The following is a 14,736-nucleotide window of genomic DNA, read 5'->3' on the forward strand; positions in this document are numbered from 1 at the left end:
ACAGCTACAACATTAGCAAAAGTATAGAGTAACTATGGCTTCTAACCTTATGACCAAGAAAGCAAACGCGCCTAAAGCCAACTCGGCGCGAGTGAAGCCAGAAGTGGTGGCACCTACGCCTAAAGCTCCGGGCTTTAGCTTATTCAAGCTTTTAGATAAGTATACTAATGTTGATGCCCTGTTCGAAGAAGGCGTGCCGCTTAAGTATCTGCCGCATGTGCTTTTTATAACAGGAATTACCCTTTTCTATATCGGCAACACACACTACGCCGAGAAAACGATCCGCAGGATAGACAAGATTAAAGTAGAGACCGAAGATTTACGGGCTGATTATACTACGCTGAAATCTGATTATATGGAGGCCAGTAAGCAATCGGAAGTGGCACGCAATGTGGCACCGCTTGGCCTTATCGAAAGTTCATCTCCACCTTATCAAGTAATTGTGCCTGCTGATGAATATTAAGAAATCCATCGTTGTCAGAGTTCGGGTAGCCTTTCTGGTTATCTGCCTGTTTGCATGCGCTATTATGTACAAGGTAGTGGCCATTCAGTTTCAGGACGGAGCCAAGTGGAAGCAAATATCCCAGGAACGCCGCATACGTTACCAGCCGGTTTTTGCCACACGCGGCAATATTTATTCCGATAACGAAAGTATACTAGCCACATCGCTGCCGTTTTATCGTGTAGCGTTCGATCCTACTATTGCAGAAGCTAAAAAATTTAATGCAGGAATCGATTCTCTGGCGATGTTGCTGTCGCGCTTTTACGGTGACAGGTCAGAAGATTACTACCGCCGCAAAATTAAGAACGCTCGCCATGCTGGCAGAAAGTATATTCGTTTGAACAGCCGGCAAATAAATTACCAGGACAAGAAGATGATGGCAAACTGGCCAATTTTCAGAGCTGGTAAAAATAAAGGTGGTGTAATTTTCGAAAAAGTAGAGAAACGTTTCAAGCCATTTGGTATGCTCGCTGAGCGTACTATTGGCTTTATAAATGAAGATAAGAATGGGGCAGGCCTGGAGTTCAGCTTTAACAACGACCTTGCCGGTACCGATGGCGAAGCTCTTTTTGAGCGTATTGCCGGTGGTAATAAGCCAATTTACGATGGCACCGAAGTGCAGCCGCAACATGGTTACGATATCAAAACAACCATTGATATTAACCTGCAGGACGTAGCCGAAAATGCACTTTATAAAGCCTTGGTGGAGAAGAACGCAGACTATGGCTGTGTAATCCTGATGGAGGTTAAAACGGGTGAGGTAAAGGCAATGGTTAACTTGGGTAAAACAAAAGGAGGTTATATCGAGGATTATAACTATGCTGTTGGTAATCAGGGGCGTACAGAGCCGGGTTCAACGTTTAAACTGGCCTCTATGATGGCGCTTTTTGAACATACAAATGTGAAGCTTACCGATACGATCGATACTGGCAATGGTGCTTACAGCCTTAAAGGCAGAATCATGACGGATTCCAAAATAGGCGGTTATGGCAAGCTTACAGTACAGCAGGTTTTCGAAAAATCATCTAACATCGGAGTAGCCAAGCTGATGGAAGAACACTTCGGTAACAACCCATCTGCTTATATAGAATATTTGAACAAGTTTGGCCTTAATTCCACCTTAGGTTTTCAGATGGATGGCGAAGCCAGGCCATTTATCAAAAGCACGCAGGATAGAACCTGGTACGGCACAACACTTGCATCTATGGCCATTGGTTATGAGCTAAAGCTGGCACCGCTGCAAACACTGGCCTACTATAATGCAGTAGCCAACAACGGTGTAAAGATCCAGCCAATTATAGTTAAGGAGATCCGGAAGGCCGATAACGTTATTCAGTCTTTTAAGACGCGGGTGCTTAACGAGAAAATCTGCTCTGACGAAACATTGAAAAAACTACGTGCTATGCTGGAGGGGGTAGTATCAGATGGTACAGCAAAAAATATATCGAGTACAGACTATAAAGTAGCCGGAAAAACCGGTACAGCCCGCAAAGTAAAAGATGGCAAGTATGTAAAAGAGTATTCTACTTCCTTTGCCGGTTATTTCCCGGCCGATAATCCGAAGTATAGCTGTATCGTGATCATTGATAGCCCTAGAGGTGTAAATGTGTACGGTGGCGATGTGGCCGCGCCGGTATTTAAGGAGGTAGCCGATAAAGCATTTGCCCGCGATTTAGCCATGCACAAGCCATTGCGCGCACGCGTGGCCCCAAATAAAGACAGCCTGCCGCAGGTAAAAGCCGGAAGTATGGATGACCTGAGCCTGATCTGCAACACGATAGGTATAAGCAATCATTCTAAAGTTTCTTCTGATGAAGAATGGGTTCGTGTGCAACCCAAAATGCGCTCTATTGAGTTTTTGCCAAATCCTGTGCTGAATGGACGTGTGCCCGATGTAAAAGGCATGACATTGCGTGATGCGCTGTTCATTTTAGGCAATCAGCGGTTGGATGTGAAAGTGCAGGGTGCCGGAAAGCGCGTGGCAAACCAATCGCTGGAGCCGGGCACAATAATTAATAAAACTGGAAAGATAACGATCGTATTGAGCTGATGCAGTTGTTGCAGGACATATTGAATGAAGTAATGGTGCTGGAGCACCAAGGCCCCCTGTCTGTACAGATAGAGGCTATTACCTTTGATTCGCGGCAGGTGCGCGAGGGCGTAGCCTTTGTGGCCGTACGCGGTGTGCAAACAGATGGGCATGATTACATTGCAAAAGCAGTTGAAGCCAAGGCGGCCGCTATAGTTTGTGAAAAGCTGCCAGACCAACTGGATCCAGGCATAACTTATATTCTGGTCAAGGATTCAGGTATGGCTTTAGGTCAGATGGCTTCAGCTTTTTATGGTAATCCTTCTCAAAAAATTAAGCTGATCGGTGTAACAGGCACGAATGGTAAAACCACTTCGGTAACCTTACTGCATAAACTTTTCCGTGAGTTGGGATACCATGTAGGCTTACTTTCTACGGTACAAAACCAGATTGACGAAGAAGTTATACCTGCAACGCACACCACACCGGATGCCGTAACACTGAACGCTTTACTGGATAAGATGGTAAAGGCTGGCTGTGCTTATTGCTTTATGGAAGTAAGCTCGCATGCCATGGTGCAACAACGTGTGGCTGGTTTAACATTCGCTGGCGGTGTATTTACGAACATTACACACGATCACCTGGACTACCACCAGACCTTTGACGAATACATTAGAGCGAAAAAGCTGTTTTTTGATGGCTTGCCTAAAGGAGCCTTTGCATTAATTAACGCCGACGATAAGCGTGGTGCTGTTATGGTGCAAAATACAAAGGCCAGTGTGCATGAATTCTCTTTGCGCAAAGCAACTGAGTTTAAAGCCCGCATTATTGATAATACCATTGAGGGCCTGCATCTTGAAATAGATGGCAACGAGATATGGTGTAAACTGATTGGCGCTTTCAATGCTTATAATCTGCTGGGTGCTTACGCTGTGGCTGTTATACTTGGCGAGGATACGGTTGAAACGCTAACGGTATTATCCAGCCTTACTTCTGCCTCCGGCCGGTTTGAGTACATTGTTTCAGACTCAAAAATCACGGGTATAGTAGATTATGCGCATACGCCGGATGCACTTGAAAATGTACTGAACACAATTCAGCAGATTCGCACTCCAAATCAGAAAGTTATTACCGTGGTGGGTTGTGGCGGAAACCGCGATGCTGCCAAGCGCCCTGTGATGGCAGATATAGCCTGCCGCCTGAGCGACAAAGTTATACTTACATCGGATAATCCGCGTTTCGAAGAGCCGCAGGTTATACTTGAAGACATGCAGAAAGGCGTAAAGCCACTGGATTTCAAAAAGACATTAGCTGTTCTGGATAGACGTGAGGCCATAAAAACAGCCTGCATGCTGGCAGATACAAACGATATCATACTTGTAGCAGGAAAAGGACACGAAACATACCAGGAAGTGAAAGGCGTTAAATCTCCTTTCGACGATAAACTGGTATTGCAGGAAACTTTTCAGCAACTGGGCAAATAAACTATACGACACTATTATCACCCTTAAAACAAAATATTGGCCGCTGGCCACAGAATAAATGCTCTATTACCTCTTTACATACCTCGACCGCGAATTCGACCTTTTTGGTGCAGGTGTATTCCAATACATCTCCTTCAGGGCAGGTATGGCTACACTGGTGTCGCTGCTGATTGCTATGATCTTCGGGGGCAAACTGATAAAACTTCTGCAGCGCAAGCAGGTTGGCGAAAGTATCCGAGACCTGGGCCTGGAAGGGCAAATGGAAAAGAAAGGTACGCCAACTATGGGTGGCCTTATTATACTGCTGGCTATACTAGTGCCTACGCTGCTTTTCGCGCGCCTTGATAATATTTACATCATCCTGATGCTTGTTTCAACCGTATGGCTGGGCCTGATAGGTTTCCTGGATGATTACATTAAGGTTTTCAAAAAAAATAAAGAAGGACTTGCTGGTCGTTTCAAGATATTGGGACAGATAGGTTTAGGGCTTATAGTTGGCCTGACGCTATACTTTAACGATGATGTGGTAGTGCGCCAGTACTTATTTTCTGATGGTACAGCCTCCGCTGTAAATGCATCCGGTAAATGGGTGGATGTTCATAAAATGATCACGACCATTCCTTTCCGTAAGAATAACGAGCTCGATTACTGCAACCTGTTCTCTTTTGCAGGTCCGCTTTTCCAGGATTGGTCTTGCTACCTCTACATACCATTTGTGATCCTGGTTATTACGGCGGTATCTAACGGAGCCAATATTACGGATGGCATAGATGGTCTGGCCGCCGGTACTTCAGCTATTATTGGCATGACGCTGGCAATCTTTACCTATGTATCCGGTAACACCATTTTTGCCGATTACCTCGACATCATGTTTATACCTAACTCCGGCGAGCTGGCCATTTTCTGTCTGGCATTTGTGGGGGCGTGTGTGGGTTTTCTGTGGTATAACGCGTACCCGGCGCAGGTATTTATGGGCGATACAGGTAGCTTGTCTATCGGGGGAATTATTGCGGTACTTGCCCTTATTGTGCGCAAAGAATTACTTATACCTATACTTTGCGGCATCTTCCTGATCGAGAATCTTTCGGTGATGTTGCAGGTTAGCTACTTTAAGTATACTAAAAAGAAGTATGGTGAGGGGCGCCGCATTTTTAAAATGTCGCCACTGCACCATCATTACCAGAAACTTGGCTATCACGAGTCAAAAATTGTAGGCAGATTCTGGATCGTAGGTATTATGCTGGCCATTCTGACGCTGGCAACATTAAAACTGCGATAAAGCAAACTACAAAACTGGTTGTTGAGCTAAGAATTTAGAACACTGATTACAAACTATGAGAATTGCTATACTAGGTGCGGGAGAAAGTGGCGTAGGAGCAGCCTTGCTTGCAAAAGCAAAGGGGCTCGATGTTTTCGTATCGGATATGGGGCAGATTAAGGATGTGTACAAAGCAAAACTTGCTACTGCCGCTATTCCATTTGAAGAAGGAACTCACACATTTGACCAAATACTAAACGCAAATGAAATCATTAAAAGTCCTGGCATTTCTGATAAAGCTCCAATTATTCAAGAAGCAACCAAAAGAGCGATACCTGTAATCTCTGAAATTGAGTTTGCCAGCCGGTATACAAATGCAAAATTTATTTGCATTACAGGTACTAACGGTAAAACCACAACTACTTTGCTCACTTACCATCTGCTTAAAAGTGCAGGTATAAACGTGGGGCTAGCCGGTAATATTGGAGAGAGCCTGGCAGAGAAAGTAGTCGAAAATACGCACGACTACTATGTAGTGGAGCTTAGCAGTTTCCAGCTGGATGGCATGTATAATTTTAAGGCGCACATAGGTGTGCTGCTGAACATTACACCGGACCACCTGGACCGCTATGGTTATAGTATGGAAAAGTATGCAGCTTCCAAACTGCGTATCGCCCAGAACATGACAGGTGCAGATTTCTTCATTTATAATGCCGACGATAAAAATATAGCAGCTGCTTTTAAGTCGGATGCATTTGGAGGAACCACAGTGCCGTTTTCGCTGCAGGGTGCAGAGGGGGCTAAAGTAACCTTACATGGTCAAAGTATACATGTTGATGTACAGTTCCATACTGGGCAGATTGATACTTCAAAGTCTAGCCTGATCGGGAAGCACAATCAATACAATACCATGGCAGCTGTGACGGTAGCAAAACTATTAGGTGTTGAAGATAACGACATAGCGCAGGCCCTGGAAACTTTCCAGAATGCCGAGCATCGTTTACAGCCAGTGGGGGTAGCCAAAGAGGTAACTTACATCAACGATTCCAAAGCCACCAACGTAGACGCTGTCTGGTACGCGCTGGAAGGTATAAAACAACCGATTATCTGGATTGCCGGTGGTGTAGACAAAGGCAATGATTACAAGATGCTGGAGGACCTGGCGCGTGAGAAAGTTAAAGTGCTCGTGTGCCTTGGCAAAGACAATGAAAAATTAAAGCAGGCTTTCGGCAGGATCATTCCGATCATCGCTGAAACCACATCGATAGAATATGCCGTGCGCCTGAGCCGTTCGTTGGCAGTGCCGGGCGATGTGGTGTTACTTTCGCCGGCTTGTGCCAGCTTCGACCTGTTCGATAATTACGAACACCGTGGCCAGCGCTTTAAGGAGGCAGTAGAAAAAATAGTACTAAAGAAATAGATTGATACTTTTAGCCAAAGGATTATGGTAAAGCAGTGGTTACAGCAGAACCTGAAAGGGGATGCAGTGCTTTGGGGCATTGTATTGGCTTTCTCGCTTATCAGCGTGCTGGTAGTATACTCTGCTACAGGTACGCTTGCCTATAAATCGCATGAAGGCAATACCGAGTATTTTTTGCTGAAGCACTCCTCGCTGATCTTTGTTGGGTTGGCATTTATGTGGGCGGCGCATAAAATAAACTACCGTTATTATTCCAGGCTATCCTTAGTTGCGCTTGTACTTTCTGTACCGTTATTACTGTTCGCTTTCTTCTGGGGATCAAATATCAACGATGCATCCCGATGGATTACTATTCCGGTAATTAATCAGACATTCCAGCCTTCAGATTTAGCTAAACTGGCGCTTATATCTTACCTGGCCAGTATGCTGGCTAAAGTACAGCTACAGGTTAAAGACTGGAGAAAAACATTGGTGCCGATGATGATCTGGACAGTAGCAATCTGCGCTCTTATTGCACTTACAAACACATCTACGGCCATTTTGCTATTTGCAACCTGTATGCTACTCATGTTTATTGGGCGAGTGCCCTTTAAATACCTGGCTACAGTGTTTGTAATTGTTGTTATAGTTGGCGGAGGCGCACTGGCTATAGGTCAGCGACTTGGTACGGCAGTTAGCCGCGTCGAAGCTTTTCTTGACAAATCAGAAACTCCTTTCCAGTTAGAGCAGTCTTACATTGCCATTGCAACAGGAGGTGTAATTGGTAAAGGACCGGGTAACAGTTACCAGCGAAATTTACTGCCTCACCCTTATTCTGACTTTATTTTTGCCATTATCATTGAAGAGTATGGCTTGTGGGGAGGTGCGGTCGTGCTGTTTTTATACTTAGCGTTACTCTACAGGGGCATGGTTACGGTTGTAAACAGTACTGGGGCATTTGGGGGCTTATTGTCTGCAGGCTTGAGTTTTAGTCTGGTAATCCAGGGTATGATAAATATGGGAGTAGCCGTAGGCTTAGGGCCAATTACAGGTCTGCCGCTTCCGTTGCTAAGTATGGGTGGTACATCCCTGATCTTTACAGGTATTTCACTGGGAATTATACTTAGTGTTAGCCGCACAGATAGTGAAGTTAAGAATGCAGCTGTTGGCGCAGCTACAGGTATAAATGCTAAAGTTCCGTCAAATGCCTGATAACAACAGACCATATCGTTTTATTATTAGCGGGGGTGGTACCGGTGGGCACATTTACCCGGCCGTAGCTATAGCTAACCAGATAAAAGTAATTTATCCGGATGCTGAAATTTTGTTTGTAGGGGCAATAGGCCGCATGGAAATGACACGCGTGCCTGAGGCAGGATATAAAATTGTTGGTCTCTGGATCAGTGGTTTGCAGCGCCGCCTAACACTGGATAATCTATCGTTTCCGCTTAAAGTTATTTCCAGCATTCGTGCTTCACATCAGATCATCAAAGATTTTAAACCTGATGCTGTAGTAGGGGTAGGTGGTTATGCAAGTGGCCCTTTGCTGTATGCTGCTACTTCCCGTAAAATTCCGGCACTTATACAGGAACAGAACTCTTACGCGGGTATAACTAATAAACTTTTAGCCAAGCGTGTAAACAAGATCTGTGTTGCCTATAACAACATGCAGGCATTCTTTCCTGCTGATAAAATGGTGCTGACCGGTAATCCTGTCCGGAAAGACATCATGGACAGCCATGAAAAAAGAGAAGAGGCATTGCAGCACTTTGGGCTGACTTCCGGGAAGAAAACCATACTTGTGATAGGAGGGAGTTTAGGAGCCCGTACTATAAATCAAAGTATAGCTGCAGGCCTGGAACAGATTACCAAAGCTGGCTATCAGTTGATATGGCAGACAGGCAGGATGTTTTACCCGCAGGCACAGGAACTGGCGAAACCATATGCTGAAATGGGTGTACGTGCTTATGATTTTATCAAGCGCATGGACCTGGCTTATGCCGCTGCCGATATTGTAATCTCAAGAGCTGGCGCATTATCTATTTCAGAATTATGCCTGGCTGGTAAGCCATCGGTACTGGTGCCTTCTCCCAATGTGGCCGAAGATCATCAGACTAAAAATGCTATGGCTTTAGTGCAGGAGCATGCCGCTATACTGGTACGCGACCAAGAAGCAAGCCAGAAATTAGTGCAAACAGCACTGGGCTTAGCACAGAACGAGCAGGAGCAAAAGCGCCTCTCAGAGAATATACTTAAACTGGCCCGGCCAAATGCTGCCGCCGACATTGTGAATGAGCTGATAAAGTTGATCAAATGAGACTGGAAGACTATAACTATATCTACTTTCTGGGCATCGGCGGAATTGGCATGAGCGCCATTGCCCGTTGGTTCAATGCAAAGGGCTTTCCGGTGTGGGGTTACGATAAAACACGGACGCCGTTAACAGAAGCGCTTGAGCAGGAAGGTATAAAAGTGCATTACCAGGACAGTCTGCATCTGATTCCGGAAGAGGTACTTGAAAACAAAGAACAGACTTTAGTTATACTTACGCCGGCCATTCCGGCAGAACATCAGGAATGGGCATATCTGAAAGAACAGGGCTATACTATAAAAAAGCGTTCCGAAGTACTAGGCATTATCACAGCATCTGCCTATACAATTGCGGTGGCAGGCACGCATGGTAAAACCACTACGTCTTCTATTATAACGCATTTGCTGCACCACGCCAAAGTAGATTGCTCTGCTTTTCTGGGGGGCATTAGTACGAATCTTAATTCAAATCTGCTGATTGGCACAGGCTCTCAAGGTAGAGAAACAGTGGTGGTAGAGGCCGATGAATACGACCGGTCTTTCCTGACGCTGTTCCCGGATATTGCCATAGTTACCTCCGCTGATCCGGATCACCTGGACATCTATGGTGATAAGGAGGAGATGATCCGTACGTTTCAGAAATTTATCAGCCAGGTAAAGCCAGGAGGGTATCTAATTATTCATGAAAGTATAGATTCTAAACTGACAGAACTTGTGCAGCCTGGCGTGCAGGTGATCAGGTATAGCTTAAACAAAGGCGAAGCTTATGTAGAAGGCTTACATATTGAGGGTCATTGGTTTAAGTTTGATGCTGTAACTCCGTTCGGTAACATAGGTTCTCTGGAGCTGGGTTTGCCGGGTTTTCATAATGCAGAAAATACACTGGCTGCCGTGATGGTGGCACAGCTCTTGCAGGTGCCTGCTGCCGACATTAAAACTGGTGTACAGAGTTTCCGGGGCGTGAAAAGACGCTTTGAATTTGTGTATGAAGGTACAGGAAAAGTATACGTGGATGATTATGCACATCACCCGAAAGAGATCGATGCCTTTATGTCATCGTTGAGAGCACTGTACCCGGACAAGAAAATTAAAGTGATATTTCAGCCGCACCTATTTACCCGCACACGCGACTTCGCAGAGGAGTTTGCAGCGAGTTTAAGTAAGGCTGATGAACTTGTACTGCTTGATATTTATCCGGCACGCGAAAAACCAATTGAAGGTATCACGTCAGGTATAATTTTAGAAAAAGTTAATTGCGCAAATAAAGAACTTATCCGGAAGGAAGATGTGTTAGAAAATCTATCCAAAAAGGGTAATTATGATGTGTTGGCAACAGTTGGCGCCGGCGATATCGACACGCTTGTGAAACCGATCAGAAATTTTTTAGAAAATAACTGAAATGGGCTTGAATAGTAAAATAAAATCTTTAATTTTTGCAGGTTGTAGCATTATGTCTATCGGCGCACTGGCAGGCTTTGCCTCATCTAGGCAAAATGAAAAAGTTTGTAAAAAAGTGTCAATAAAAATTGATAATGAGTACAATAATTACTTTATTGGTGATAAGGAGGTGAAAGCTCTTCTGACCCGTGACGGAGAGCGAAAATTAGAGGGGCTGGCCAATAAAGATATTGACCTGAAAAATCTGGAAAAGCGGATTGAAGCAAACAGTTTTGTGAAAGACGCAGAAGTATTCAGAGGACTAGATGGTAATATTCAAGTAAGTGTAAAACAGAACAGGCCTATAGCAAGAATTATACGACCAGATCAAGATATGTATATCGATACAGAGGGCACAACGCTCCCTCTATCCGACAGATACACCGCTCGGGTGATCCCAGTAACGAAGTCGGGCTTTAGTAAATCTTTAGATAAAGGATTCTTTCAGGATTCTGCAGGCCAGGATTATCTCACATTGCTGCGCTATGTTGAGGACAATGATTTCTGGAAGGCACAGTTAGCCCAGATGCACATAAATGCAAAAGGGAAAGTATCTTTTTTGCCTCAGGTAGGAGAGCATACAATAGAATTTGGCAAGCCTGTAGAGGTAGAGAGCAAGTTTAAGAAGTTAATGATCTTTTATAAAGAGGTGCTGCCTGTAATGGGTTGGGACAAGTATAAAAGAGTGAACATAGAATTCGAAGATCAGATTATTTGTGAATAACATATACGAGGGTATGCAGAACGACAAAATAGTAGTAGGCTTGGACATAGGCACAACCAAGGTATGCGCACTTGTAGGTCGGAAAAATGAATTTGGTAAGCTGGAGATTCTGGGCATGGGAAAAGCGCCTTCTGAGGGCGTGGTGCGCGGCATCGTTAGCAACATAGATAAAACTGTGGAGGCCATTAAAAAGGCAATCCGCCAGGCCGAAGAGCAATCAGGCATCAACATTGGTGTAGTAAATGTGGGTATTGCCGGGCAGCATATTAAAAGTCTGCAGCATAATGGCAGTATAACTCGCCAGCTAACAGACCAGGAGATAACCGTTGATGATGTTAATCGCCTGACTAATGATATGTACCGCCTGGTTACGCCTCCGGGCAGCGAGATTATTCACGTAATGCCACAGGAGTATAAAGTGGATTACGAAGAAGGTATTGTTGATCCGGTTGGTATGTCGGGGGTGCGCCTGGAGGGTAACTTCCATATTATTACTGCCCAGTCTAATGCCATTAATAACATCAACAAATGCATGACCCGTGCCGGGTTAGAAGTTGATAACCTGATACTGGAGCCATTGGCATCCTGCATGTCGGTGCTGAGCGATGAAGAGAAAGAGGCAGGTGTTGCGCTGGTAGATATTGGTGGTGGCACAACTGATTTAGCTATCTTCAAAGACAATATCATTCGGCATACAGCAGTTCTACCTTTCGGTGGCAGCATCATAACCTCTGATATTAAACAGGGTTGTATGGTCATGCAAAACCAGGCAGAGCAGCTAAAAGTGAAGTTTGGTAAGGCTATTGCCGATGAAGCATCAGAAAATGAGATAGTTTCTATACCAGGATTGCGTGATAGAACGCCAAAAGAGATATCTTTGAAGAATCTTGCTTATATTATTGAAGCAAGAATGGAAGAGATAGTTGAGTTGGTATATGCCGAGATCGTCAGATCTGGTTATGCTAACAGCCTGGCTGCCGGTATAGTAATCACTGGTGGAGGTGCTCAGCTTCAAAATCTAGTACAACTGGTAGAGTATATTACCGGAATGGATACCCGTATTGGTTATCCGAATGAGCACCTGGGTAAATCCAGAATAGATGCTGTAAAGAGCCCGATGTATGCAACTACAGTTGGTCTTGTGCTGGCAGGTTACCAGTCTTTGGACCAGCGTGCACCACAGTACTACGAAGAAGCGCCAAAACAAGAAGTACATACAAAGCCTGTACAACAGCCAAAGAACAACAGCAACAATAACACTAGTGGCGGCCTGTTCCAAAAGCTTAAAGGCTTTTTATCAGACGATATAGACAACAAACAAAGTTATTAACCCATAATTGAGCAGGAGAATTTAGCATGACTTCAATGTACACTTTTGATTTACCAGCAAGCGGTAAATCCATTATCAAGGTGATTGGTGTCGGGGGCGGTGGAAGCAACGCTGTGAACCACATGTATGGACAAGGCATTAAGGATGTTGAGTTTATTATATGTAACACCGATGCACAGGCTCTAAAGAGCAGCAGCGTTCCTACAAAACTTGCCATTGGCCAGGATTTGACAGAAGGCTTAGGTGCCGGGGCTAACCCTGAAAGAGGTAAGCAGGCTGCTTTGGAAAGCAAAGAGCAAATACGCGAAATGCTCAGCAATGACACTAAAATGGTGTTTATTACTGCAGGTATGGGTGGTGGTACTGGTACAGGTGCTGCTCCGGTTATTGCTAAAGTTGCCAAAGAACTTGGTATCCTGACGGTAGGTATAGTTACAGCTCCTTTCGTTTTCGAAGGCAAGAAAAAGAAAACTGCTGCCGAAAATGGTATCAAAGAACTGAGCGAAAACTGTGATACTATACTTGTTATCCTGAATGACAAGCTGCGTGAAATGTTTGGTAACCTAACCATTCGTGAGGCATTTGCGAAAGCAGATAACGTATTGACAACAGCCGCCAAATCTATAGCCGAAATTATTACTGTTACTGCCGAAGTTAACGTTGACTTTGAAGACGTTAAAACGGTAATGAAAGACTCTGGTGCCGCAGTGATGGGTTCTGCGATTACAGAGGGCGAAGGCCGTGCATTGCGAGCTGCTGAAGAGGCATTATCATCTCCTTTGCTGAACAACACAGATATTCATGGTGCTCAGAAAATTCTTCTTTCCATTATGTCTGGTGAGCAGGCAGAACTGGAAATGGACGAACTGACTGAAATCACGGAGTATATCCAGGAGAAGGCTGGCCAGGAAGCCGAGGTGATCTTTGGCCACGGTATCGATTCTACACTGGGTCAGGCTATACGTGTTACCGTTATTGCTACTGGTTTTGCCAGCAGCGCTGAAACGATCATCGAGCCAAAAAAAACAGTTTTTGACTTAGAGAGCGAAAAAAAAATTACAATTACGGAGCCAGCTAAGCCTGAGGTAATAGAAGTAACTACTTTTGCGCCAAAAGCTCCTGTTGCACAACAACCAGTTGTTGCGCCACAGGCTACTGTAGTAGCTCCTGCTCCGCCGCAGCAATACGAGGCAGTACGTCGCCCGATTGAACAACCGCAGCCACAACAGCAAAAAGTTGTTTTTGAATTGGATGGCCATCTGCATGAGTCACCTTCTTCTGCCTTTATTTCGCGTGAAGATGACCGCGTGGCGCGTGAAGCAGCCAGGATTGCTGAAGAGCGTGAGTTAATGCAGCGCAGAGCTGAAGAGCGCCGTGAGCGCCTGAGAATGCTGAGCTCTGAGATTACTTCTGAAGCAATTAAAGAGAAGTTAGATGTACCTGCTTACCTTCGCCGCAACGTAGCGCTTGATAGAGTAGTGCATTCATCTGAGCGTAACATTTCTCGCTTTAACCTGAATGATGATAATGAGATTTTAGGCGATAATCGTTTCCTGCACGATAACGTTGACTAATTTTTCTGCTAAAGTATAAAAAGAGAAAGCCTGCAAATAATTGCAGGCTTTCTCTTTTTTACAGCTCATATGAGTGCAAAGTATAAACTAACTGTGATATGACCTAAAAGCTAAGGAACTGTTCAATTTGTTGTACCAGTAATTCTGTGTAGAGTTTGTTGGTGATAGCCATCCCATCGAAATTCTTCTCTATGTGCGCCAGTTTAGGTTTTAGTGCCAACACATGCATACCTAGGTAATTAAGTATATCTGTAAGATGGCTCATAGCCAGGCCGCTTCCCTGCATGCCAGATGAAATTCCAACTAATGCGGCTTTCTTATTCCTGAAACCACTTGGATACTGTAAACCATCAATAAATGCTTTCAGTACGCCCGGAAAAGATCCATTATACTCCGGCACTACAAACACAAATTTATCTGAAGTTGGTAGTAGTGATGCCAGTTTATTAAATCGCTCGTCTTTACCTACATTATCATATAAAGCAGTTGCTGTAAAATTATCAGGCAAGTCTGCAAGGTCCAGAATCTGGGTCTCATATCCTTTCTCTGCCAGCATTGCTGCATATAAATTAGCTACTGCTCTTGAGTTTGAATCAGGCCTGTTAGTACCTGAAATGATGGTTATCATACAGTTAGGTTATCTTTTATGCTTCCTGTTAGGAAACCAGTAGCAGATTTAAATTGCTGCT

Annotated in this window: 12 protein-coding genes; 11 read left to right on the forward strand and 1 reads right to left on the reverse strand. The window is 44.6% G+C overall.

Translation table 11 applies throughout. The features are described from left to right. Nucleotides 1–34: 34 nt before the first annotated feature. The 11 genes from LWP20_RS12825 to ftsZ are packed head-to-tail and all read left to right on the forward strand — an operon-like array spanning nt 35 to nt 14,047. A complete protein-coding gene (locus LWP20_RS12825) occupies nt 35–463 on the forward strand; it encodes an FtsL-like putative cell division protein (protein WP_242928552.1) in 429 nt (142 codons plus the stop codon). Then, nucleotides 453–2,552, forward strand: a complete 2,100-nt coding sequence (locus tag LWP20_RS12830; protein ID WP_242928553.1) for a penicillin-binding protein — start codon at nt 453–455, stop codon at nt 2,550–2,552. Before LWP20_RS12825 ends, LWP20_RS12830 begins: the two co-directional genes overlap by 11 nt. After that, nucleotides 2,552–4,015 carry a UDP-N-acetylmuramoyl-L-alanyl-D-glutamate--2,6-diaminopimelate ligase gene (locus tag LWP20_RS12835; protein ID WP_242928554.1) on the forward strand — a complete coding sequence of 488 codons (1,464 nt, stop codon included), beginning with the start codon at nt 2,552–2,554 and terminating at the stop codon, nt 4,013–4,015. The genes LWP20_RS12830 and LWP20_RS12835 overlap by 1 nt, the downstream gene beginning before the upstream one ends. 58 nt (nt 4,016–4,073) lie before the next feature. Further along, complete coding sequence (gene mraY, locus LWP20_RS12840) at nt 4,074–5,294, forward strand: phospho-N-acetylmuramoyl-pentapeptide-transferase (RefSeq protein ID WP_242928555.1); 1,221 nt, start codon at nt 4,074–4,076, stop codon at nt 5,292–5,294. A gap of 55 nt (nt 5,295–5,349) precedes the next feature. Continuing rightward, on the forward strand, nt 5,350–6,693 hold the full coding sequence (murD, locus tag LWP20_RS12845; RefSeq protein ID WP_242928556.1) for a UDP-N-acetylmuramoyl-L-alanine--D-glutamate ligase: 1,344 nt from the start codon (nt 5,350–5,352) through the stop codon (nt 6,691–6,693). A gap of 24 nt (nt 6,694–6,717) precedes the next feature. Continuing rightward, complete coding sequence (locus LWP20_RS12850) at nt 6,718–7,884, forward strand: FtsW/RodA/SpoVE family cell cycle protein (protein WP_242928557.1); 1,167 nt, start codon at nt 6,718–6,720, stop codon at nt 7,882–7,884. Next, complete coding sequence (gene murG, locus LWP20_RS12855; RefSeq protein ID WP_242928558.1) at nt 7,877–8,989, forward strand: undecaprenyldiphospho-muramoylpentapeptide beta-N-acetylglucosaminyltransferase; 1,113 nt, start codon at nt 7,877–7,879, stop codon at nt 8,987–8,989. The genes LWP20_RS12850 and murG overlap by 8 nt, the downstream gene beginning before the upstream one ends. Continuing rightward, nucleotides 8,986–10,380 (forward strand): UDP-N-acetylmuramate--L-alanine ligase, encoded by a 1,395-nt coding sequence (gene murC, locus LWP20_RS12860; RefSeq protein WP_242928559.1) that lies wholly within the window; start codon nt 8,986–8,988, stop codon nt 10,378–10,380. The genes murG and murC overlap by 4 nt, the downstream gene beginning before the upstream one ends. A 1-nt stretch (nt 10,381) precedes the next feature. Beyond that, nucleotides 10,382–11,143, forward strand: a complete 762-nt coding sequence (locus tag LWP20_RS12865) for a cell division protein FtsQ/DivIB (protein WP_242928560.1) — start codon at nt 10,382–10,384, stop codon at nt 11,141–11,143. A gap of 13 nt (nt 11,144–11,156) precedes the next feature. Further along, the gene (gene ftsA, locus LWP20_RS12870; RefSeq protein ID WP_242928561.1) at nt 11,157–12,473 is read left to right on the forward strand and encodes a cell division protein FtsA; all 1,317 of its coding nucleotides are present in this window, start codon (nt 11,157–11,159) and stop codon (nt 12,471–12,473) included. Between the two features lie 26 nt (nt 12,474–12,499). Continuing rightward, nucleotides 12,500–14,047 carry a cell division protein FtsZ gene (gene ftsZ, locus LWP20_RS12875; RefSeq protein WP_242928562.1) on the forward strand — a complete coding sequence of 516 codons (1,548 nt, stop codon included), beginning with the start codon at nt 12,500–12,502 and terminating at the stop codon, nt 14,045–14,047. 103 nt (nt 14,048–14,150) lie between these two features. On the opposite strand, the gene LWP20_RS12880 is transcribed toward ftsZ, so the two are convergent. Then, nucleotides 14,151–14,675: an NADPH-dependent FMN reductase gene (locus LWP20_RS12880; protein WP_242928563.1), complete on the reverse strand. Its 525-nt coding sequence runs from the start codon at nt 14,673–14,675 to the stop codon at nt 14,151–14,153. Nucleotides 14,676–14,736: the final 61 nt, after the last annotated feature.

It is taken from the genome of Pontibacter vulgaris, assembly GCF_022758145.1.
Classification (GTDB): domain Bacteria; phylum Bacteroidota; class Bacteroidia; order Cytophagales; family Hymenobacteraceae; genus Pontibacter; species Pontibacter vulgaris.